Genomic DNA, 22008 nt, shown 5'->3' with positions numbered 1-22008 from the left:
AGGTCATAAGTCAATTCAACCAAAAAGGCAAAGAGCGCCTTCCTGGTTGACTCGCCTTATGCTTGTCGGGGCTGAGCGAGCCGCCTCCGCTTTTATAGATAGGGAGAGAATTCAATGTATGAATATATAAAAGGGACTGTTGCTCAAGTCGGTCCCGAGTATGTAGTGGTAGAAAATAACGGGATCGGCTATCAACTTTATACAGCCAATCCATTTCTTTATTCAAAATATCAAAATCAAGAGATGCAGATTTTTACATATCAGCACGTACGGGAAGATCTCATAGCTCTTTATGGGTTTCTGGCCCTGGAAGAAAAATTATTATTTATGAAACTCTTAAATGTCTCAGGGATCGGTCCTAAAGGCGCTTTGGCGATTTTGGCATCGGGTGCACCGCAGCAGGTCATTTCAGCGATCGAAGAAGAAAATGAAAGCTTCCTGACGAAGTTCCCGGGGGTAGGGAAAAAAACTGCCCGCCAGATGATCCTGGATTTGAAAGGGAAGCTGCAGGATGTCGTGCCGGACTACTTCCCGAATCTATTCAATGAACATGAAGGAACAGGCGCGGGGAATACTGGCAAAGACGAAGCGTTTGAGGAAGGCATCCTTGCTCTTAAAGCTCTTGGTTATTCTGACAGGGAGATTAAGAAAGTGACACCAAAATTGAAAGGTGAAGGTTTATCAGCGGATGAAATCATCCGAAAAGCCCTTCAGCTTCTGCTGAAATAATAAGAAATCGAGGAAGGAGGAAGGCTAAATGGAAGAAAGAATTGTATCAGGTGAATCTGAATTCAATGAGGATTCATTTGAGTATTCGTTGAGGCCGCAGACGATTAAGCAGTATATCGGCCAGGATAAGGTGAAACATAATCTGGAAGTGTTCATTGAAGCGGCGAAAATGCGTCAGGAAACATTGGATCATGTTCTTCTTTATGGACCTCCCGGACTCGGTAAGACCACCCTTGCAGCTGTCATTGCCAATGAAATGGGCGTGAATCTCCGGACGACTTCCGGACCGGCAATCGAAAGGCCCGGTGATCTTGCAGCGGTCCTGACAGCACTTGAACCTGGCGATGTATTGTTTATAGATGAGATCCACCGGCTCCCAAGGGCAATCGAGGAAGTTTTATATCCCGCCATGGAAGATTTCTGCCTCGATATCGTGATCGGAAACGGACCGAGTGCGCGGTCCGTCCGTTTAGATCTTCCGCCTTTCACGCTGGTTGGTGCCACGACGCGTGCGGGGGCTCTTTCAGCACCGCTCAGGGACAGGTTTGGAGTTTTGTGCCGTTTGGAATATTATAATGAAGAACAATTAAACGAAATTGTTCAAAGGACAGCGGCAATATTAAATACCAAGATTGAAGCGACTGCTTCCGAAGAACTGGCAAGGCGTTCAAGGGGAACCCCGCGTATAGCGAACAGATTGCTTCGAAGAGTGAGGGACTTCGCGCAGGTGAAAGGAAACGGGGACATCACCACACAACTTTCAAGAGAAGCGCTCGAGCTCCTTCAAGTCGACAGGCTGGGTCTTGATCATATCGATCATAAACTGCTCAGGGGCATAATCGAACGTTTCAGGGGCGGACCGGTCGGACTTGATACAATTGCCGCAAGTATCGGTGAAGAATCACATACGATTGAAGATGTGTACGAACCTTATCTTTTGCAGATCGGTTTCCTTCAGCGCACCCCGAGGGGAAGGATCGTGACGCATCTTGTCTATGAACATTTTCAGCTGGAGGTGCCCGCGAAGTGACAGGACTTCCGAAGCTATTGATGATCATTGGCGGAATCATTCTGATCATCGGCTTTCTGATGCATTTTATTAAAATCGGGAAGCTCCCCGGTGACATCGTGATAAAAAAAGAAAATACAACATTTTATTTTCCACTTATGACTTCTATTTTGTTAAGTGTTATACTTTCACTTGTGTTTTATTTCATTGGACGATTCAAATAGACCTCATATGTGAGATTAAAAAGCTGGGTGACATGAAGTGAATGTAGAAGATTTTGATTTTCATCTGCCTGAGGAATTGATTGCTCAAACACCACTTGAGAATCGTTCCGAAAGCAGACTGATGGTATTGGATAAAGAGCAGGGATCAATTGAACATTACCGATTTAAACATATCGTAGATTTCCTGAATGAAGGAGATTGCCTGGTATTGAATGATACCCGGGTCCTCCCTGCGCGACTCTTCGGCCAGAAGCAGGATACAGGCGCAAACATTGAAGTGCTTTTATTGAAGCAGGAAGACGGAGAACAGTGGGAAACACTGGTCAAGCCCGCAAAGAGGATAAGAGTCGGGACAGAAATTGTTTTCGGAGACGGGAAACTGAGAGCGACATGTGTCGGCTTGAAGGACCATGGGGGCAGGATACTCGAATTCCACTATGACGGTATTTTCTATGAAGTATTGGATGAGCTCGGTGAAATGCCGCTGCCGCCATATATCCGGGAACGCCTTGATGAACAGGATAGATATCAGACGGTGTTTGCAAGAGAAAGAGGATCTGCTGCAGCTCCGACTGCGGGTCTTCACTTTACAGAAGAGCTGCTTGAGGAATTGAAAGCAAAAGGGGTGCATATTGCCTTTATCACTCTCCATGTCGGCCTTGGCACATTCAGACCTGTTTCGGTCGATAAAATCGAAGAGCATGATATGCATGCTGAGTTCTATCAAGTTTCAGAAGGCACGGCACGTCTTTTGAATGAAGTGAGAGAAAATGGAGGACGTATCATTACAGTCGGCACTACGTCTACACGTACTTTGGAAACCATTTCTTCCAAGCATGGGAGGTTCGTCGAAGAAAATGGATGGACCAACATCTTTATCTATCCCGGCTATGAATTTAAAGGAATCGATGGGCTGATTACGAATTTCCATCTTCCGAAATCGACTTTAATCATGCTTGTCAGTGCCCTGGCCGGAAGGGAAAACGTATTGCACGCTTATGAAACGGCGGTTAAAGAACAATACAGATTTTTTAGCTTCGGCGATGCAATGTTCATAAAGTAATCTTCGCTTTACCTAATTTGGAAGGAGAATCACCACCTTGACTGCAATAAAATATGAATTAATCAAAACGTGTAAGCAAACAGGGGCTAGACTAGGGCGTGTTCATACACCGCATGGCTCCTTTGAAACACCGGTCTTCATGCCGGTAGGAACATTGGCCACTGTGAAAACAATGTCCCCTGAAGACCTTAAGTCAATGGATGCAGGAATCATTCTCAGCAATACGTATCATTTATGGCTGCGTCCTGGTCATGAGATTATCAAAGAAGCTGGCGGCCTTCATAAATTTATGAATTGGGACCGCGCCATCCTTACAGATTCCGGGGGATTCCAGGTATTCAGTTTAAGCAAGCTGCGTCAGATCGAGGAAGAAGGAGTCCATTTCCGTCATCATTTAAACGGGGATAAATTATTCCTGAGCCCGGAAAAAGCAATGGAAATCCAGAATGCCCTTGGCTCGGATATCATGATGGCCTTTGATGAATGCCCTCCATATCCTGCTGAATATGACTATATGAAGAGCTCGGTTGAGAGAACCTCCAGATGGGCTGAGCGCTGTATTGCCGCTCACCAGCGCCCTGAGGACCAGGGACTGTTCGGTATTGTCCAGGGCGGGGAATACGAAGAGCTCCGCAAACAAAGTGCCCGTGACCTTGTCTCTCTGGACTTTCCAGGCTACGCTGTAGGAGGACTTTCAGTCGGTGAACCAAAAGATGTCATGAATCGCGTGCTCGATTTTACAACTCCGCATCTGCCGACAGATAAACCTCGTTATTTAATGGGAGTGGGTTCACCGGACTCACTGATTGACGGTTCTATCAGGGGGATTGACATGTTTGACTGCGTGCTTCCGACGCGTATTGCACGTAACGGCACACTGATGACGAGCGAAGGTCGTCTTGTCGTGAAAAATGCGAAATACGCAAGAGATTTCAGACCGATTGATGAAAATTGCGACTGCTACACTTGTAAGAATTATAGCCGTGCATATATCCGCCACCTCATTAAATGTGATGAAACCTTTGGAATACGCCTTACGACTTATCATAATCTGCATTTTCTGTTAAACTTAATGGAGCAGGTCAGACAAGCGATTCGAGAAGATCGACTGGGGGACTTTAGAGAAGAATTTTTCGAACAATATGGCTTTAATCGCCCGGATGCGAAAAACTTCTAAGCTATAATGGAATTGAAAGGAGGGGAAAGGAATGGAAAGTTTAGGTACGATTTTACCGTTGATCCTTATGTTCGTGCTATTCTACTTTTTGTTGATTCGTCCACAGCAGAAGCGTCAAAAAGCAATTTCGAAGATGCAGAATGAACTGGCAAAAGGTGACAGAATCATTACGATCGGCGGATTACACGGAACGATTGATGCAATTGAAGAAGGCAAGGTTGTTATCCTTTGCGGTGACGGAAGCCGACTTACATATGATCGCAATGCAATCAGAGAAGTAGTTAACGTATAAGCTGCTTTATAGCAAAAAGGCTGCCCAAACATGTGCCATGCACATTGGAGCAGCCTTTTTATTATTCATTATGCCGCCGGGAATTTAATCCCCTGAAGGCCCTCCGCTCAAATTGACACCAAGAATGCCTCCCATCATCGCCGTCAGGATGTAACAGCCATGATACACCATCTGTTCGAGTGAAAAGAGACTGTCATATCCCAAATATTGAAACAAGAAAACGATGAGTGTGTAAATCAGTCCGGTAGTTCCTCCCAGCATCCAGCCTTTTATCTTACCTTTTCCGCCAGACATGAATCCTCCTATGAATAATGCCAGAAATGATATGATCGTAACAAATAACGAAATCGAACTTTCTGTAAGCTCAGTAAATCGAAGAATTAATGAGAATACAAGACTTGCCACAACTGCTATAAGAAAAATGGTTAAAGTTCCGTAAAGTACGGCCCCTCCGATTTTTTTCGCTTCGATGATGGTTCTCCCCTTTCTGCCCTCTCTTAATAAATTTTTTACTAGTACAAGCATATTCACAGGGTTTTAAAAAAAGACTAGAAATTTTTTATGGTCAAGCCTCATAGACTTATTATGAAACTTGACTTCGGGCAGAAGGAGCTTGATTATGTCACCGACTCTTGTTCTTATCGTTTTTATTCTCGTATACTTTCTATTGATCACAGAAAAATGGAACCGCGTGCTGGCAGCGATGGCAGGCGGGGCAGCCATGTTAATGATAGGGGCATTCCCAATAGAGAAAGCTCTGTTTACCTATATTGACTGGAAAACCATCGCACTATTGTTTGCCATGATGCTCATTGTCACGATGACCAGTAAAACGGGTTTCTTCGAATATATCGCGATTCGTCTGGCGCAATCCGTGAATGGGAACGGGTTGGCCCTGCTTATTATCTTTTCGATATTGGCTGCAGTCGGCTCCGCCTTTTTGGCGAATGTGACGATAGCGATGCTGCTTGTCCCTATATTATTCAAACTTACCAAATTACTTGACCTCCCACCGATTCCTTATCTGATCATGACCATACTTGCCTGCAACATAGGGGGGACTGCGACCCTGATAGGCGACCCGCCGAATATGATGATCGGCCAGGCAGTAAAACATTTTACATTCAATGCATTTATTGAAAACCTTCTTCCGGTCGTGGTGATTGTCTATCTCGTCACCTTATTAATTATGGGAGTGGTTTATAGGGAGGTCCTCCATGTAAAGGAAGATCGTAAGCTGCTTCTGAAAGGAGTATCTGCGAAGGAATATCTGAAGAAGAATAATGGCTTATTCCAATCGATTGCCGTCCTGGTGATGGTACTCACAGGATTTTCCCTATACCCGATGTTTCATCTTGATGTAACAACAGTTGCGATTGCAGGCGCGGTACTATTGATGCTGCTGCTTGAAAAAATCTATCCCCCTGAAATGATTTTAAAAGAAGTTGAGTGGGGGACGTTATTTTTCTTTATAGGGCTGTTCCTGCTTGTAGGAGGAATCGAGGAAGCGGGATTCATTGATGAAATCGCCCGAGAAATCATCAGGGCGACAGACGGGGATATGCAGAAAACGTCCTTTGTCATCCTGTGGGGGACGGGGATTCTTTCAGCGGTGGTCGATAATATTCCGTTTGTGGCGGCGATGATTCCTGTTATACAGGAATTCGGTGAATTTGGGATGGTCAATATGGACCCGGTTTGGTGGTCGCTCGCATTAGGCGCGTGTCTGGGCGGAAACGGGACACTATTGGGATCTTCCTCAAATCTGGTCATTGCGGGGCTTGCATCAAAAGAACATGTACATATTAAATTTTATCAGTATTTGCTGATCGGCATCCCCATCACCTTGATCTCGCTGGCTGTTTCTACCGTGTACGTATATTTTAAATATTTAAGGCCTTTCCTCGGTGGATAATAATTCCACCGATTATTTTTTTACTGACGTTCATACTACTAAGTGAAATGTTTTTTTTGAGGGGGAAAAGTTGTGGAGGAATATGGAGTCATCATCATACGCACGCTTTTTCTTTATTTATTGATCACGTTCATCTTCAGAATCATGGGGAAAAGAGAGATTGGCGAACTAAGTATATTGGATTTGGTCGTTTTTATCATGATTGCTGAGATGGCCGTAATGGCCATCGAGCAGCCGAAAGATCCGATCATCCATACGATTCTTCCCATGGGTGTGATGGTGCTTGTTCAATTCATAACTGCATGGTTTTCATTGCGCTCGAAATCGTTCAGGGAGTTTGTTGATGGAAAACCTACCGTGTTGATCCATAATGGAAAAATAGATGAGCAAGAGATGAAGAAGCAGCGGTATAATTATGATGATCTTTTGCTCCAGCTTCGGGAAAAGGATGTTTTTAACCTGGCAGACGTTGAATTTGCCGTCCTTGAGCCATCAGGGAGCTTGTCAGTATTAAAGAAAGAAAAAAAATCTCCAGGCACGCTGACACTCCCTTTGATCCTCGATGGACAAGTTCAAAGCAACCATCTGGAGATGATGGGAAAAACCTCATTCTGGCTCCGAAAAGAACTCCGGGAAAGAGGGTACAAGGAAATCTCCCAAATTTCCTTCTGCAGCTTCCATAACGGCCAGTTTTATATTGATATGATTGATAAGTAAGGGGCAGCGGGTGCCTTTTAATCCAGAAAGTCCGTTTATCCCATGGCGGTTACAGAGCTTTTCCTCGCGTTAGCCAGTCGTCACATCGAAAAGCCCCTTTCTGATTTCGCTTCATCAGGAAGGGGCTTATTGTTATAAACTGAATCCAGCTGTTGATTTGAGTGAAAGCGAAGTCTTGCACGGAAATCAACAGCGGTAATTAGCAACAAATTCACTTTAAACGATGAACCTGCGAATGAACGGGATCCGGGCCAAATCGGATTTAACGATGAGCTTTAAGGCGAGAGACAGGCCTGTGTAGACGATCGTCGTGGAAATGACTCCGAACAAAAGCCTCCAAATAAGCCCTTCCCCTGTAAAGAGATTGAGGTAAGAATAATGACCCCACAGTCCGGAAGCAGCGACAACCACGATGATCTTCAAATAATCCCTCAGATAAATAGTCATCGGAATATACTTAAGAATGGTCATGAAATGAAGCAAGGTCACCAACATGAATCCAGTAACAATTCCAAGGGCCGCTCCATTGATACCGAACGCCGGCTGTGAGGCAAGAATGAAAATTACCGCTGTCTTTACGACTGCTCCGATCAAGCTGTTGATCATCGCTGCCCGTGCGAGATTCAATGCCTGCAGCACCGCTTGCAGCGGTCCCTGATAGTAATAGAACAGGAAGAAAGGGGCCATGATCATGAGAAATGCCGCACCGCTTTCACTGCCATACATGATCTGCATGAGAGGCTTTGCGTAAATGTACAAAATGACGACTGAGATACCGCCAGTAATGAGACAAAAACGTAAAGCCTGCTGAAGTCTGTGTTCGATCAGCGAATAATTTTTATTCGAATTCGCTTCACTGATAGCTGGCACAAGTGACTGTGACAGGGATAACGTGACAAAGGACGGCAGAAACAAGAGCGGCAGTGCGTAGCCGGTGAGTGAGCCGTACTGCTTTGTAGCCATCGAAGCGGCAACTCCTGCAATGGCAAGGCTGTGAGCAACGACGATCGGCTCGAAAAACCATGCGATCGACCCGATCATCCTGCTTCCTGTAGCGGGAAGGGCCACACTCATCAATTCAGTGAAGGTTTGCCGTCCATCCTTTATCGATGAAAAGAAGTTTTTTCTTATCTTGAATTTTTTTCTCAGCTTAAAGCTTGCAAACAAATACAGCAGTGAAGCAAGTTCTCCAAGTACGGATGCGGCCATCGCCGCTGCTGCAGCATACTCGATGCCGTATGGAAGGAATGTCTTGGTCAAAGCGGCTATGAGCGTGATGCGGACAACTTGTTCTATGACTTGTGAGATGGCAGAAGGTTTCATGTTTTGGCGTCCCTGGAAATATCCTCTGATTACTGAAGAGATCGCTACAATCGGAATGATCGGAGCGATGGCGACGAGCGGATAGTAGATGCGCTCATCGGTGAAGAGTGTTTCAGTCAAATAGGGAGCAAGCAGAATAAGGGCAGGGGTGAATATCACAGATAGGAGTAAAGTGGTGGATAGGGAGACAACCAATATTTTTTTGACTTTCCGGATGTCCCCTTTGGCTTCTGCTTCTGCGACGTTTTTTGAAATGGCCACAGGAAGACCCAGCTGCGTCATGGTAATGACGAGAATAAGGGTTGGAAATGCCATCATGAACAGCCCCACGCCTTCTTCACCGATGAATCTGGCGACGACGATGCGATTGACAAAACCCAATATTCTTGTAATAAAGGCTGCAACCATCAGTATGATTGTACCTTTAAGAAATTTTGACATAAAATTCCCTGCCTTCTCAAAATTGGTATTATCGTATACAATAATGTATATGCAGGCATGTGGACAAAGCATGACAAGTTGTACATAATTCTGGCTAATGGTGATGAATTAGCCCTAGGCGGTGACGAGGAATGAAGACGAATCAGCATCCTTATGATCGTTTTTATGATTCATTAGAACCAGCACTTTCAAGTAAAGTAGAAGAGTTTGAAATATTGGGATATGGTAAGGCGAATGTTGAACGGCTATGGGCTTATCTGACCAAAAAGAAGTGGAAGAAGCCTGAACTGGACGTGAAGCTTTTTCAATTGGTAAGTGATGTACTGACAGTCAAGCCGGGAGAATATATGAACTTTGAAACGGTGGAAGCATATCGATCCCCAAATTGGTTCGAGGATATCAATGAAGAGGAATTGAACGAACTTCTGCGGCCGGGAAAGAAAAGGTGAATAGTCTGAAATCTAATTGACACTCTTTTGATTCTCATAGATAATGAGTATGGATTTGTCAGAATATATAATGGAATAATTTTATCATGTGGTGAAAAACGGCAAGGAGGATTTATACATAATGGTAAAGCGCGGCCGAATAATCGCCTTCTTTTTACTTGTATTTTTATTGGCAGGTACAATGGGAGGAACAGCAAAGAACATCCTGGACAATATTAAATTAGGACTTGATCTTCAAGGTGGTTTCGAAGTTCTATATGAAGTCCAGCCTCTGAAAGATGGACAGGAAATAACGAAAGAAACAGTCTCTAACACTGCAGATGCACTGGACAAGCGGATTAACGTCCTGGGTGTCAGCGAACCGAATATCCAGATTGAAGACGGAAATCGAATCCGTGTTCAATTAGCTGGTGTTGAGGACCAGAATCAAGCGAGGGAGATCCTGTCGACACAGGCAAACCTGTCTTTCCGTGACGTAAATGACAAGGTGCGTCTTGATGGTTCCGACCTGGTTTCGGGAGCTGCGAAACAAACTTTTAACGAACAGAATAATCCGATCGTTTCGCTGAAATTGAAGGATCGTGAAAAGTTCTATCAATTGACGAAGGATATCCTCTCAATGGAGCCTCAAAATCAGCTGGTCATCTGGCTTGATTATGAAGAGGGGAAAGATTCTTATAAAGAAGAAGCGGGCAAACAAGATCCCAAGTTCTTATCCGCTCCTGCAGTAAGCAAGCCGATCAATTCGGATGAAGTCATCATTGAAGGTGATTTCACTGTGGAAGAAGCACAGAATCTGGCATCCTTATTAAACGCGGGTGCACTTCCCGTTAAACTGGATGAAATCTATTCCACTTCTGTCGGAGCTCAATTCGGTCAGCAGGCCCTGGATAAAACAGTACTTGCAGGAATCATCGGCATAGCGATCATTTTCTTATTTATGATTGGTTATTACCGTTTTCCTGGTTTGATCGCAACAATTACATTATCTGTATACATTTATCTGGTTCTGTTGATTTTCGATCTGATGAACGGGGTACTGACGCTGCCGGGTATCGCAGCCGTCATTCTCGGGGTCGGGATGGCAGTGGATGCCAATATAATTACGTATGAAAGAATAAAAGAAGAGATGAGAGTCGGAAAGCCGATCCGTTCGGCTTTCCAGGCTGGAAATAAATCTTCTTTCTTAACGATTTTGGATGCGAATGTAACGACGATTCTGGCCGCATCTGTCCTATTCATGTATGGTACAAGCTCTGTTAAAGGATTTGCGACGATGCTGATCGTCAGCATCCTGACAAGCTTCATCACCGCTGTCTGGGGATCACGTCTATTATTGGGACTATGGGTTCACAGTAAATTCTTTAATAAAAAGCCGGGCTGGTTCGGAGTGAAGAAGGGTGAAATCAAAGACTTAGCTGAGAATTATGATACACTCGACCTTCCGACAAGATTTGACCGTATCGATTTTGCGAAACAGCGCAAGAAGTTCTTTGCTTTATCCGGGATTTTAATTTCTGCGGGTATCCTGATCCTCCTTATTTTCAAGCTGAACCTTGGAATTGACTTTGTCAGCGGATCAAGAATGCAGATTCTTGCTGATGAAAGCCTGACGACTGAAAAAGTTAAAAATGAGCTGGAAGAAGTGAAGATGACTTCCGAGGATATCGTGATATCAGGCGATAAGCAGAACATTGCCGTCGTGCGTTATACTGAAGACCTCAGTCAAGGTGATATCGCTAAATTGAAAGATCACTTTAATGAACTTTACGGAGCGGAGCCAAGCATCAGTACGGTATCACCGGTGATTGGTAAAGAACTTGCCAAAAACGCGATGTATGCAGTTGCGATCGCTTCAATCGGTATCATCATCTATGTAACATTCCGATTTGAATGGAGAATGGCTTTGGCTTCCATTGCCGCCCTGCTGCATGATGCTTTCTTTATCATCGCGTTCTTCAGTTTGACAAGGCTTGAAGTGGATATTACATTTATCGCCGCCGTCTTAACGATTGTCGGGTATTCAATCAACGATACGATTGTTACCTTTGACCGTATAAGGGAAAATCTTCATAAAAAACGCCGTCTGAAAACGGAAGAGGATATTGAGGATGTTGTAAACCAGAGTCTCCGCCAAACGATGGGGCGCTCTGTGAATACCGTCCTGACTGTAATCTTCGCCGTGATTGCCCTCTTACTTTTCGGAAGTCAATCGATCTTGAACTTCTCGATCGCATTATTGGTAGGGTTGATCGCTGGTACCTATTCTTCTGTCTTCATTGCATCCCAGCTATGGCTGGTCATGAAGAAAAAGGAATTGAAGAAGAAAGGAACAATCAAAACGGTGAAAGAGAAGAAAAAGTGGTCTGACGAACCACAAGTATAATAGCAATAAAACTAGAGATCCAGGGCATCCCTGGATCTTTTTCTTTAGGTGATTACGGAATCATTCGCGTTTTTTTACGGAGTTGGGTTACAATAAAAAAGTAATAGAGGAGGTTACTTCATGAATCCTGAAGAACGTTTTAGAAAAGCTGAATTCGCTGCCATGGTTGGGATTGTCGGGAATATTCTTCTTGCCATCATCAAATGGGGGGCGGGAGCAGCCGGAAATAGCCGTGCGCTGATTGCGGATGCCGTACATTCTGCCTCGGATGTAGTGGGATCCCTGGCTGTATTTATCGGCCTGCGTGCAGCAAAGCAGCCTCCTGACCAGGATCACCCTTATGGACATGGAAAGGCAGAATCGATCGCAGCAATCATAGTTGCAGTCTTATTATTTTTAGTGGGCATTGAAATCGGTAAATCATCGATAGAATCTTTTTTTCATCCCTTATCCCCCCCCGGGATGATCGCAATCTATGCCGTGATCTTTTCCATCATTGTAAAAGAAGCTATGTTTCAATATAAATATCGTTTGGGTAAAAGATTAAAGAGTGATGCATTGATTGTTAATGCGTATGAGCACCGCTCCGACGTTTTCTCGTCAATCGCTGCCCTTGTCGGGATATCAGCCTCTATCCTTGGAGGGAAACTCGAAATTGACTGGCTTGTTTATGCAGATCCGGTAGCAGGGCTGTTTGTCGCACTCCTTGTGCTCAGAATGGCTTGGCATCTGGGGAAAGAATCCATACATAATACACTGGATCATGTACTTCATGAAGAAGATATCATCCCTTTAAGGAAAATCGTTGAATCCGTGCCCGACGTAAAGGAGATAAACGAATTGCATGCACGGGAACATGGCCACTACGTCATCATCGATTTAAAAATTAGTGTCGATCCCTTTATGACAGTAGAAGACGGGCACCGTGTGGGGAAAGCAGTGAAGAAGAAGCTCATGGAAGAATCAAATGTTAATGACGTATTTGTTCATATCAACCCATATAATCCAACAGAAGGAGACTCAAGTGATTCGGTTGATTTGATGTAGGAGGAGATAAGATGAAATTTCAATGGACATTACTTTTGGGGATTACTTTTGCACTGATTGTGGCTGTTTTTGCAGTGATCAATGTCGATCCGGTAACAGTCAATTATTTTTTCGGCGAGGCTGAATGGCCGCTGATCCTCGTTATACTCGGCTCCGTACTGATGGGCGGCATCATCATCGGTTCCGTCGGTCTTTTCCGGCTGTATGTCGTACAGCGTAAAGTCAAAGCATTGGAAAAAGAGAACCTCCTTCTAAGGGAGCAGGCAGAAAAGAAGCATTCGGATAAAAAGAAAGAGACTTCCCTAAAAAAGCAGGCACCGGATTCGATAGGAGAAACCGGAGAATAACAAAAGAGACTGGGACGGAAGTGTTTTAGTCTAAGTAAAACCCGAACTAATTTGCAATTTAGGAAGCAAATTAGTTCGGGTTTTTAATTTTTTTAAATGTTCATATAGATTTAGGTCTTCCCAGCGGTTGATTGGAGTGCAAGACGAAGACTCCTGCGGCTAGACATGTGAGACCCCGCAGGAGCGAAGGCGACGAGGAGGATCACGGGCTACCCGCGGAAAGCGAAGTCTTGCACGGAAATCATTAGCGGCATTAAGAGTCTATACTGAAATTGTTTGTTTTATATGATGGTTTTTTAGTTTTGTCCCAGCCGCATTTTTGTTTTGTTTTCCTAAGTTGGAGAGATTGAAACACCTCCCACAGTTTTGTATAATAAGTAAGGCTGAGGAGTGAACGTATGTTAAATTCTAAAACACGCTGGATGATTGCAGAATCTGACCAGCAGAAGATAGAAGAATTTGAAAAAGAATTAAAAATACCATCGCTTGTTGCGAAATTATTATTGAACCGAGACTTGAAGGATGTAGAAAAAGCTCGGGATTTTTTGTTTGATAAAAGCGATTCGTTTCACGATCCATTTTTATTTAATGACATGAAAAAAGCGGTCGGACGAATCCGGGACGCAATTAATAATGGGGAAAGAATCCTCGTATTCGGTGACTATGATGCTGATGGAGTGAGCAGTACATCGGTCATGATGACGGTTCTGCGTGATATAGGAGCCGAGGTGGAGTTCTATATTCCAAACCGCTTCAGCGAAGGCTACGGCCCGAATGAAGCAGCTTTCCGCTGGGCGAAGGATGAAGGATTCACATTGATTATCACGGTTGATACCGGGATATCTGCCGTACATGAAGCACATGTAGCGAAAGAATTGGGTATTGATCTGATCATCACCGACCATCACGAGCCGGGTCCTGATCTGCCTGATGCACATTCGATTATCCATCCGAAGATCGAAGGCTCTCAATATCCATTCGGAGATCTTGCAGGAGTAGGGGTTGCATTCAAATTGGCCCATGCTTTATATGGTGAACTGCCAACTCATCTGCTCGATCTTGCTGCGATTGGTACAATTGCTGATTTAGTGCCTCTGCGCGGTGAAAACCGGATCCTTGCCAAACGGGGGATTGCAAAGCTGCGTGTGACAGAAAGAAAAGGCATAAAAGCTTTATGCAAGGTGGCGAATGCTCATCAACATGAAATGACCGAGGAGTCGATCGGTTTCATGATTGCCCCCCGCATCAATGCGGTTGGACGTTTGGGAGACGCTGATCCTGCAGTAGACCTGATGCTGACAGAAGATGGAGAAGAAGCAAAAGCCCTGGCTGAAGAAATTGATTCGTTGAATAAAGAAAGACAGGCCATTGTCAATACGATGACTCAGGAAGCGATAGAAATGGTTGAGAACGATTATCCTCTTGATGACAACTCCGTACTCGTGATCGGAAAAGAAGGCTGGAATTCCGGGGTCGTAGGGATTGTGGCTTCAAGATTAGTGGATAAATTCTACCGTCCAACCATAGTGTTGAGCTTTGATTCCGAAAAGGGAATGGCAAAGGGATCGGCAAGAAGTATTGTCGGCTTTGATTTATTTAAAAGCTTATCGAAATGCCGTGATATCCTACCGCATTTCGGCGGACATCCAATGGCTGCCGGTATGACATTAGAGCTTGACCACGTGGGTGAGCTTAGAAATAGACTCAATGAAATTGCTGAAAGTGAATTATCGGAAGAAGACTTTATTCCCGTCACGGTAATGGATGCAGCAGTCAAAATGGAAGAAATCACTATTGAATCGATCGAGAAGCTCTCACTTCTGGCTCCGTTTGGGATGCAAAATCCAAAGCCAAAGTGGGTCATCGAAGATGTTTCGATTGAACACTATAAAAAAATTGGTTCGAATCAAAATCATCTTAAAGTAGTACTCGGGGATGAGAATAACAAACTGGATGGAGTCGGGTTTGGACTGGGAGATCTCGCTGATCATATCACACCCTTTTCAGATGCTTCCATCATTGGGGAACTATCGATCAATGAGTGGAATAATCGGAAAAAACCCCAGATCTTCCTGCATGATATTAAAATCGACCAATGGCAGCTCTTTGATGTACGCGGAATAAGGCAAGTCGATAAATGGGAAAAGCATGTTCCCAAAGAGAACAAAAAGATCTTTTGTTTTCATTCATCAACTCTTGAAAAGCTGCATATGCAAGATCGGGAGGACATTCATCTGATAGAGGATGCCGAATCACTGAATGATGTATCGATAGATGGCGGAAGCATCGTGCTGCTGGATATGCCAGCTTCAATGGAGATGGTGAAAGCCATCGTTGGAAAAGGGAAGCCTCACCGCATTTATGCCCATTTCTTCCAGGATGAAGATCATTTCTTCAGTACGATGCCCACCCGTGACCATTTTAAATGGTATTATGCCTTTCTGACAAAGCGAGGTTCGTTCGATTTAAACAAGCACGGCGATGATCTCGCCAAATATAAAGGCTGGTCAAAAGAAACAATAGATTTTATGTCACAGGTGTTTTTTGAATTGAAGTTTGTTACAATAGTGAATGGATTTATTTCTCTTAATCCCGTCAAAACCAAGAAAGACTTAACAGAGTCCCCGGCGTATCAGAAGAAACAACAGCAATATGAACTTGAAAATGAGTTGTTGTATTCTTCGTACAACGAGTTAAAGGCTTGGTTTAATGAGAGGATAAAAGAGTCCGTTATATTTGAGGAGGAAGTAGAAGCATGGACTTAAAACAATATGTTACAATCGTTGAAAACTGGCCTAAAGAAGGTATCAAATTCAAAGATATCACCACACTGATGGATAATGGTGATGCTTATAGATATGCTACAGACCAAATCGTGGAATACGCCAAAGAAAAAGAAATCGATCTTGTAGTGGGACCGGAAGCGAGAGGATTCATTATCGGATGTCCGGTGGCATACGCATTGGGTGTAGGTTTTGCACCGGTACGTAAACCGGGTAAACTGCCTCGTGAAACGATTCAAAAAGAGTATGGACTGGAATACGGGAAAGATGCACTGACAATCCATAAAGATGCGATCAAACCAGGACAGCGAGTACTTATCACAGATGACCTGCTAGCTACAGGCGGCACAATCGAAGCGACTATCAAACTTGTAGAAGAATTAGGCGGAATCGTTGCAGGCGCGGCATTCCTGATTGAATTAACATACCTTGACGGCCGCGAAAAGCTCGAAGGATACGAAGTCCTCACACTGATGCAATACTAAGTTTACATTCTTTCATCAAGGTCAATACTACACATAAACGAATCAATAAGGGACTGGCATTTCGAAATGTCAGCCCTTTTTTATATATATGGTGAATTTGTTAAAGATTTTGTTTCTATCATAGAAGAAAGTGTGAATTGGTTCTAAATGCAGCTAAGTCTAGTCAATGAGAAATTCAATATTAATCGTTCCAGCTGTTGATTGGAGTGGAAGACGAAGACTCCTAATCGAAAAGCGGAAGGGCTTTGCCCAGAGGTGTGTGGCATAAGACGAATCGGCCACGAAGGCGCTCTTTGCCTTCTTGGTCGGTTTGGCTTATGACATGTGCCTCTAAGCCCTGCAGCTGGACAGGCACCGTTGACCGAGGAGGCTCACCGGCCGCCCGCGGAAAGCGAAGTCTTCCACGGAAATCAACAGCGGTATTAATAGACCAAAAAATATCGACGTATTTCGACAAACTTTGATGAAATCTGAGAATTTCACCCTAAACACTTTACAGAACACTATTACTTATTTGATAATAGTAACAATCATTAAAATGAAACAGCACTGAAAATCTTTAAATATAAAGGTGATTTTGATCATGTCCAAAGATCAAGTACTAACCCCTGAACAGGTTATCGATAGAACAAAAGAATATTTGAATGATGAGCATGCTCAAATGGTAAAGAAAGCGTACGAATTTGCCAAAGAAGCTCACAAGGAACAATACCGGAAATCCGGTGAACCGTATATCATCCACCCGATTCAGGTCGCCGGTATTTTAGCAGACCTGGAAATGGACCCGTCCACTGTTGCTGCCGGGTTTCTTCATGATGTGGTGGAGGATACCGACATCTCACTCGCCGAGATCGAAGAAGCCTTTAATGCTGAAGTGGCCATGCTCGTGGATGGGGTTACAAAGCTTGGTAAGATCAAATATAAATCCCAGGAAGAACAACAAGCTGAAAATCACCGGAAAATGTTTGTTGCAATGGCTCAGGATATAAGAGTCATTCTGATCAAGCTTGCAGACCGGCTGCATAATATGAGGACGCTGAAGCATTTACCCCAGGAAAAACAAAGAAGAATCGCCAATGAAACACTGGAAATCTTCGCACCCCTTGCCCATCGATTAGGGATCTCGAAGATCAAATGGGAGCTCGAAGATACGTCCCTGAGGTATTTAAACCCTCAGCAATACTACCGTATTGTCAACTTAATGAAGAAAAAACGTGCAGAACGTGAAGAGTATTTAGATGACGTAGTGAATGAAGTGAAGGACCGCCTTGGTGATGTACAAATCGAAGCCGAAATTTCAGGGCGCCCCAAACATATCTATAGCATCTACCGGAAGATGGCTCTTCAGAATAAGCAGTTCAATGAAATTTATGACCTTCTCGCCGTCCGGGTCGTTGTAGACAGCATCAAGGATTGTTACGCTGTCCTTGGGATCATCCATACATGCTGGAAACCGATGCCGGGAAGGTTTAAAGACTATATTGCCATGCCCAAACCGAATATGTACCAATCTCTTCATACGACCGTCATAGGCCCCAAAGGAGATCCGCTCGAAGTGCAGATCAGGACACTTGAAATGCATGAAATCGCCGAGTACGGGGTAGCTGCTCACTGGGCCTATAAAGAAGGTAAAAACCTGGATGAAAAAGTTTCATTCGAGAAGAAGCTTTCGTGGTTCAGGGAAATTCTTGAGTTCCAGAATGAATCAGCCAATGCCGAGGAATTCATGGAGTCTCTTAAGATCGACCTTTTTTCTGATATGGTGTTTGTGTTCACTCCTAAGGGAGATGTCCTTGAATTGCCTTCCGGCTCCGTGCCGATTGACTTTTCCTACCGTATCCACTCGGAAATCGGTAATAAAACGATCGGAGCTAAAGTGAACGGGAAAATGGTGACACTCGATTATAAATTAAAGACGGGTGATATCATTGAGATTCTTACTTCAAAGCACTCCTATGGACCGAGTCAGGACTGGCTGAAGCTTGCGCAGACTTCTCAGGCCAAGAATAAAATAAAGCAATTCTTCAAAAAGCAAAGAAGAGAAGAGAACATTGAAAAAGGCCGCGACCTGGTTGAGAAAGAAATCAAAAATCAAGATTTTGATCTGAAGGAAATCCTGACGGCAGAAAACATCCAGCGTGTGTCAGAGAAGTTCAACTTCTCCAATGAAGAAGATATGTATGCCGCTGTCGGCTACAATGGCATCACTGCAGCCCAAATAGCGAATCGCCTGACAGAGAAAGACCGGAAGAAACGTGAACAGGAAGATAAGCTTGAAGAAACAATGAAGGAATTGAATGCTCAGCCTGTTAAACGGAAAAAGGACGCCGGTGTACAAGTGAAGGGGATCGACAACCTGCTTATCAGATTATCCCGATGCTGCAGTCCGGTACCCGGGGATGAGATTGTCGGGTTTATCACGAAAGGCCGCGGAGTTTCCGTGCACCGCGCAGATTGTACGAATGTCCAGACAGAAGAAGTCGAACAGCGACTCATACCGGTTTCCTGGGAAGGGGACGGACAGGACCGGAAAGAATATAATGTCGATATTGAAATATCGGGTTATGACCGAAGAGGTCTCCTGAATGAAGTGCTGCAAGTTGTAAATGAAACGAAAACAAATATTACTGCTGTCAGCGGAAGGTCGGACCGAAATAAAATGGCCACCATCAATATGTCTATATCGATCCAAAATATCTCCCACCTTCACAGGGTGGTCGAGAGAATAAAACAAATTTCAGATGTTTATGCTGTACGCAGAATTATGAACTAGGGGAGGTTTCTTTCATGAAAGTCGTCCTGCAGAGGAGTAAAGAAGCCTCGGTGTCTGTCGGAGAAGAAGTAACCGGAAAAATTCACTCAGGCTTTGTTCTGCTTGTGGGCATCACCCATGAAGATACAGAAGAAGATGTTCGCTATATAGCGGATAAAGTGGTGAATCTGAGAGTATTCGAAGATGAAGGTGGAAAGATGAATCATTCCTTGTTGGATGTAAAGGGAGAGATCCTTTCTATTTCTCAATTCACGTTATATGGTGACTGCCGGAAAGGCAGAAGACCGAATTTTATGGAGGCAGGGAAACCGGATCATGCCCGCCCTCTTTATGAATACTTTAATCAGACATTAGAAGAAAAAGGCGTAAAGGTTGAAACAGGTGTGTTCGGGGAAATGATGGATGTCAAATTGACAAACGATGGACCTGTCACATTGATTCTGGAAAGTAAATAATCAAACGAAAAAGCTTCTTCCCATGAATGGGAAGAAGCTTTTTAAGTATTGGCTTTAAGGGCAGCCGTCAGTTTGAGAAGTAGTCGTTCAACCCATGATAGACTGCTGTTGCAGCGAGGTCTTGATAATAATGGGAAGTCATATTAGCTTCTTCCGTCGGATTGCTTAAAAACCCTAATTCCAATAGAATGGCAGCTTGTTTATTTTCACGGATGACGTGATAATCTCCTACACGCACACCGCGGTCTCTAGTAGGCAGACGGCTTGCAAGGCTATCATGCACACCGTACGCCAAATCCTTTTGGTAGCTTTTATTATAATAAGTAGTATGGCCTGCGACACTGCTGTCATAAATACTGTCAAAGTGGATGGAAATAAAGGCATCCGATCCATAATAATGTGACAGTGATACACGAGAAGGCAGTGACACATATTCATCATTTTTCCTGGTAAGGACGACTTCGGCACCTGCGCTTTTAAGCTTATCGGCAAGAAGCTGGGCCGTTTTCATTGTGAGCAGCTTTTCAAGCGTACCCCTGGTTCCAACCGTACCGCTGTCACGACCCCCGTGTCCCGGGTCGATGGTAATGACTTTGTTCCTTATCCCGCCGCTTGTGTTCCTGGAAGGAGAGGCCTCAGCACCATTACTCGTACGAACGGATACAATCCACCCCGCTACAAAAGCGGTACTGCCATCCGCTAACTTGATTTCATACCAATCTCCTTTTTTGCCTGTGACAGAAAAGGTTTCTCCGCTGTTCGCCCGTTTGACGACTTCAGACTGAACATCGGCACTGCTTCTGATATTAGTCCCGTTATGAAGGATCGTCACCGTTCCATCGGCTCCCTGTGGTGAAGAGGAAGGTTTTTTTTGTTTATCTGCTACCGTTTTTTGTACAAACCAACCGGCAATCCAACCTGATTTCCCGCCTGAGAGTTTAATTTCAAACCAATTATTTCGCTCTGTCAATATAGGATACTTCTCTCCTTTATTGACTTTCCCGATGATATTGCCATTCAAAGAAGCCTCGCTTCTTACGTTTAAAGAATTTACGGTAATCATTCCTGTGAAACCGGAGGATGATGGAGGTGCTTCAGCTGAGGTGCTTGATAATTCAACATAATTATCAGAGATCCACGCTTTCGCATTTCCGAACTGAATTTCATACCATCCTGAAATACTGCCGGTTATCGATACTGTGTTGCCCCTGTGGACTGCCCCTGCAATGGGACTGCTCAGTGAGGGTGATTTCCGGACGTTTAACGTACCCGCAGTAATCACTCCCTGCTTCGCTTCCTGTTTTTTGGATGGGGCAGCAGATGTACTTGATGATTTGGTCTGATTCACATAATCTTTATGGACCCATCCGCTAGCGTTCCCGGATTGTACAGCCAGCCAGCTGCCGCTCGTTTCAGAAATCGTCACCTTGTCGCCTTTGTTTAAGACTGTGACTACGGGATCGGCCGTGCTCGGGCCTTTCCTTAACCTAAGCCCATTGGTGCTGACGATTCCCTGTTGACCGCTGTCATTTACCGTTCCAGAAGATTCGCGGGTTACGAGCCAATTTGCCACCCAGCCTTGGCCTCTTTCGGTGGATATTTTGTACCAGTCTTTCTTCGTCTCTACAATCGTGAACTTTTGGTTTCTATGTACTTGTGTCAAGACTGGATAACTGAGGCCGGGTCCTGTGCGGACATTAAGCGTGGCCGTACTGATGGATACTTTTCCTTCGTCGGCATGTACGTATGAATCCGTCAGCGGTTGAAAAGGAAAGATCAATAATAATGTCAGGATGACTGCTGTTATCCTTTTAATTGTCTACACCACCTTCTGTCAAATTTTCTTACTCACTTATTATCGGAGATTTTAAAGGAACTTTTATTTAATCCCGATGAAAATTCCTGCTACCGTTTAAATACGATAAAAAAATTAAAATTCCTCTATAACGAAAGAAAAATGGGTAATTGGAAATGATAGTAGATAGGAATGTTTGAAAGGATGGTCTGCATGAGGTCAAGTGATAAGAATTTTATGAGTGCCAATGGAGAGAATCAGTTGTTCGGAGTGAATTTTCATCATTTTGTAGAACGCGAGAAAGACGCGATGAATGTAGAGCTTGCTTCTGAATTCGGGCTTAGCTTAAGGGAAGTCAAGTTATTGAAAAAGAAAATGGAGAGATCCTGATAAATTTTCGTTCTGCCCCTTGACATGAACATGTGCCATACGTATCATTATAGAAATAAAATAACATTTATTAAAACCGATGATCGAGAATAGTAACTAAGCAACCACTTGGATAAGAGAGGAAATGCCGCGGCTGAAAGCATTCTGCAAAGTGACTTAGTGAATGAACACTCGGGGAGGTTTCGCTCTGAACGATATTCTAGTAGGA

Annotated in this window: 20 protein-coding genes and 1 other annotated feature (1 of these 21 cut by a window edge); of the genes, 17 read left to right on the top strand and 3 right to left on the bottom strand. The window is 44.1% G+C overall.

Features of this window, described 5'->3' with window-relative positions; translation table 11 throughout:
- Positions 1–114 precede the first annotated feature (114 nt).
- Genes ruvA through yajC form a run of 6 tightly spaced genes read left to right on the top strand, consistent with a single transcriptional unit; the run spans position 115 to position 4494 of the window.
- On the top strand, positions 115–729 hold the full coding sequence (ruvA, locus tag AAEO50_RS16970) for a Holliday junction branch migration protein RuvA (protein ID WP_341985502.1): 615 nt from the start codon (positions 115–117) through the stop codon (positions 727–729).
- Positions 730–757: 28 nt separating this feature from the next.
- On the top strand, positions 758–1759 hold the full coding sequence (gene ruvB, locus AAEO50_RS16965) for a Holliday junction branch migration DNA helicase RuvB (RefSeq protein ID WP_341985501.1): 1002 nt from the start codon (positions 758–760) through the stop codon (positions 1757–1759).
- Positions 1756–1962, top strand: a complete 207-nt coding sequence (locus AAEO50_RS16960; protein ID WP_341985500.1) for a DUF2905 domain-containing protein — start codon at positions 1756–1758, stop codon at positions 1960–1962. The genes ruvB and AAEO50_RS16960 overlap by 4 nt, the downstream gene beginning before the upstream one ends.
- Positions 1963–1999: 37 nt before the next feature.
- Positions 2000–3025, top strand: coding sequence for a tRNA preQ1(34) S-adenosylmethionine ribosyltransferase-isomerase QueA (queA, locus tag AAEO50_RS16955; protein ID WP_341985499.1), 1026 nt, complete (start codon positions 2000–2002; stop codon positions 3023–3025).
- A gap of 37 nt (positions 3026–3062) precedes the next feature.
- The gene (gene tgt / locus AAEO50_RS16950; protein ID WP_341985498.1) at positions 3063–4202 is read left to right on the top strand and encodes a tRNA guanosine(34) transglycosylase Tgt; all 1140 of its coding nucleotides are present in this window, start codon (positions 3063–3065) and stop codon (positions 4200–4202) included.
- Positions 4203–4233: 31 nt separating this feature from the next.
- Positions 4234–4494 carry a preprotein translocase subunit YajC gene (gene yajC / locus AAEO50_RS16945; RefSeq protein ID WP_341985497.1) on the top strand — a complete coding sequence of 87 codons (261 nt, stop codon included), beginning with the start codon at positions 4234–4236 and terminating at the stop codon, positions 4492–4494.
- A gap of 84 nt (positions 4495–4578) precedes the next feature.
- Here the strand turns inward: yajC and AAEO50_RS16940 are convergent, their stop codons facing one another.
- Positions 4579–5019, bottom strand: coding sequence for a TIGR04086 family membrane protein (locus AAEO50_RS16940; RefSeq protein WP_341985496.1), 441 nt, complete (start codon positions 5017–5019; stop codon positions 4579–4581).
- 94 nt (positions 5020–5113) lie between these two features.
- Here AAEO50_RS16940 and AAEO50_RS16935 point away from each other — a divergent pair, with 94 nt between their 5' ends.
- Together AAEO50_RS16935 and AAEO50_RS16930 are read left to right on the top strand one after the other, a co-directional pair.
- Entirely contained in the window at positions 5114–6409 is a 1296-nt protein-coding gene (locus AAEO50_RS16935; protein WP_341985495.1) for an ArsB/NhaD family transporter, read from the top strand.
- Positions 6410–6481: 72 nt separating this feature from the next.
- Positions 6482–7126, top strand: a complete 645-nt coding sequence (locus AAEO50_RS16930) for a DUF421 domain-containing protein (RefSeq protein WP_341985494.1) — start codon at positions 6482–6484, stop codon at positions 7124–7126.
- 216 nt (positions 7127–7342) lie between these two features.
- On the opposite strand, the gene spoVB is transcribed toward AAEO50_RS16930, so the two are convergent.
- A complete protein-coding gene (gene spoVB, locus AAEO50_RS16925; RefSeq protein ID WP_341985493.1) occupies positions 7343–8890 on the bottom strand; it encodes a stage V sporulation protein B in 1548 nt (515 codons plus the stop codon).
- Positions 8891–9021: 131 nt separating this feature from the next.
- On the opposite strand from spoVB, the gene AAEO50_RS16920 reads away from it, so the two are divergent.
- The 8 genes from AAEO50_RS16920 to dtd all read left to right on the top strand — a co-directional run bounded on the left by AAEO50_RS16920 (position 9022) and on the right by dtd (position 19615).
- Positions 9022–9339 carry a post-transcriptional regulator gene (locus AAEO50_RS16920; RefSeq protein WP_341985492.1) on the top strand — a complete coding sequence of 106 codons (318 nt, stop codon included), beginning with the start codon at positions 9022–9024 and terminating at the stop codon, positions 9337–9339.
- A gap of 121 nt (positions 9340–9460) precedes the next feature.
- On the top strand, positions 9461–11725 hold the full coding sequence (secDF, locus tag AAEO50_RS16915) for a protein translocase subunit SecDF (protein ID WP_341985490.1): 2265 nt from the start codon (positions 9461–9463) through the stop codon (positions 11723–11725).
- Positions 11726–11845: 120 nt separating this feature from the next.
- Positions 11846–12772, top strand: a complete 927-nt coding sequence (locus tag AAEO50_RS16910) for a cation diffusion facilitator family transporter (protein WP_341985489.1) — start codon at positions 11846–11848, stop codon at positions 12770–12772.
- A gap of 11 nt (positions 12773–12783) precedes the next feature.
- The gene (locus AAEO50_RS16905) at positions 12784–13119 is read left to right on the top strand and encodes a LapA family protein (RefSeq protein ID WP_341985488.1); all 336 of its coding nucleotides are present in this window, start codon (positions 12784–12786) and stop codon (positions 13117–13119) included.
- Between the two features lie 398 nt (positions 13120–13517).
- Positions 13518–15884, top strand: a complete 2367-nt coding sequence (gene recJ, locus AAEO50_RS16900; RefSeq protein ID WP_341985487.1) for a single-stranded-DNA-specific exonuclease RecJ — start codon at positions 13518–13520, stop codon at positions 15882–15884.
- Complete coding sequence (locus AAEO50_RS16895) at positions 15875–16387, top strand: adenine phosphoribosyltransferase (protein ID WP_341985486.1); 513 nt, start codon at positions 15875–15877, stop codon at positions 16385–16387. The genes recJ and AAEO50_RS16895 overlap by 10 nt, the downstream gene beginning before the upstream one ends.
- 583 nt (positions 16388–16970) lie before the next feature.
- Positions 16971–19160, top strand: a complete 2190-nt coding sequence (locus tag AAEO50_RS16890; RefSeq protein ID WP_341985485.1) for a bifunctional (p)ppGpp synthetase/guanosine-3',5'-bis(diphosphate) 3'-pyrophosphohydrolase — start codon at positions 16971–16973, stop codon at positions 19158–19160.
- A gap of 14 nt (positions 19161–19174) precedes the next feature.
- Entirely contained in the window at positions 19175–19615 is a 441-nt protein-coding gene (gene dtd / locus AAEO50_RS16885) for a D-aminoacyl-tRNA deacylase (RefSeq protein ID WP_341985484.1), read from the top strand.
- Between the two features lie 67 nt (positions 19616–19682).
- Here the strand turns inward: dtd and AAEO50_RS16880 are convergent, their stop codons facing one another.
- On the bottom strand, positions 19683–21395 hold the full coding sequence (locus AAEO50_RS16880) for an SH3 domain-containing protein (protein ID WP_341985483.1): 1713 nt from the start codon (positions 21393–21395) through the stop codon (positions 19683–19685).
- A gap of 252 nt (positions 21396–21647) precedes the next feature.
- Here AAEO50_RS16880 and AAEO50_RS16875 point away from each other — a divergent pair, with 252 nt between their 5' ends.
- Positions 21648–21800, top strand: coding sequence for an RNA polymerase subunit sigma-70 (locus AAEO50_RS16875; RefSeq protein ID WP_425383216.1), 153 nt, complete (start codon positions 21648–21650; stop codon positions 21798–21800).
- A 70-nt stretch (positions 21801–21870) separates the two neighbouring features.
- Positions 21871–22008 (top strand) — a binding site (T-box leader) (it continues 91 nt past the right edge of the window).

It is taken from the genome of Rossellomorea oryzaecorticis, from assembly GCF_038405515.1.
GTDB lineage: Bacteria > Bacillota > Bacilli > Bacillales > Bacillaceae_B > Rossellomorea > Rossellomorea oryzaecorticis_A.
This window is presented reverse-complemented; position numbering and strand designations above follow the sequence as displayed.

Coding starts and splice junctions, on each gene's coding strand:
- AAEO50_RS16920 (WP_341985492.1), top strand. CDS start 9,022: ATGAAGACGAATCAGCATCCTTATGATCGTTTTTATGATTCATTAGAA.
- spoVB (WP_341985493.1), bottom strand. CDS start 8,890: ATGTCAAAATTTCTTAAAGGTACAATCATACTGATGGTTGCAGCCTTT.
- AAEO50_RS16940 (WP_341985496.1), bottom strand. CDS start 5,019: ATGCTTGTACTAGTAAAAAATTTATTAAGAGAGGGCAGAAAGGGGAGA.
- AAEO50_RS16905 (WP_341985488.1), top strand. CDS start 12,784: ATGAAATTTCAATGGACATTACTTTTGGGGATTACTTTTGCACTGATT.
- AAEO50_RS16910 (WP_341985489.1), top strand. CDS start 11,846: ATGAATCCTGAAGAACGTTTTAGAAAAGCTGAATTCGCTGCCATGGTT.
- yajC (WP_341985497.1), top strand. CDS start 4,234: ATGGAAAGTTTAGGTACGATTTTACCGTTGATCCTTATGTTCGTGCTA.
- ruvA (WP_341985502.1), top strand. CDS start 115: ATGTATGAATATATAAAAGGGACTGTTGCTCAAGTCGGTCCCGAGTAT.
- secDF (WP_341985490.1), top strand. CDS start 9,461: ATGGTAAAGCGCGGCCGAATAATCGCCTTCTTTTTACTTGTATTTTTA.
- AAEO50_RS16895 (WP_341985486.1), top strand. CDS start 15,875: ATGGACTTAAAACAATATGTTACAATCGTTGAAAACTGGCCTAAAGAA.
- AAEO50_RS16935 (WP_341985495.1), top strand. CDS start 5,114: ATGTCACCGACTCTTGTTCTTATCGTTTTTATTCTCGTATACTTTCTA.
- dtd (WP_341985484.1), top strand. CDS start 19,175: ATGAAAGTCGTCCTGCAGAGGAGTAAAGAAGCCTCGGTGTCTGTCGGA.
- ruvB (WP_341985501.1), top strand. CDS start 758: ATGGAAGAAAGAATTGTATCAGGTGAATCTGAATTCAATGAGGATTCA.
- AAEO50_RS16890 (WP_341985485.1), top strand. CDS start 16,971: ATGTCCAAAGATCAAGTACTAACCCCTGAACAGGTTATCGATAGAACA.
- AAEO50_RS16875 (WP_425383216.1), top strand. CDS start 21,648: ATGAGTGCCAATGGAGAGAATCAGTTGTTCGGAGTGAATTTTCATCAT.
- recJ (WP_341985487.1), top strand. CDS start 13,518: ATGTTAAATTCTAAAACACGCTGGATGATTGCAGAATCTGACCAGCAG.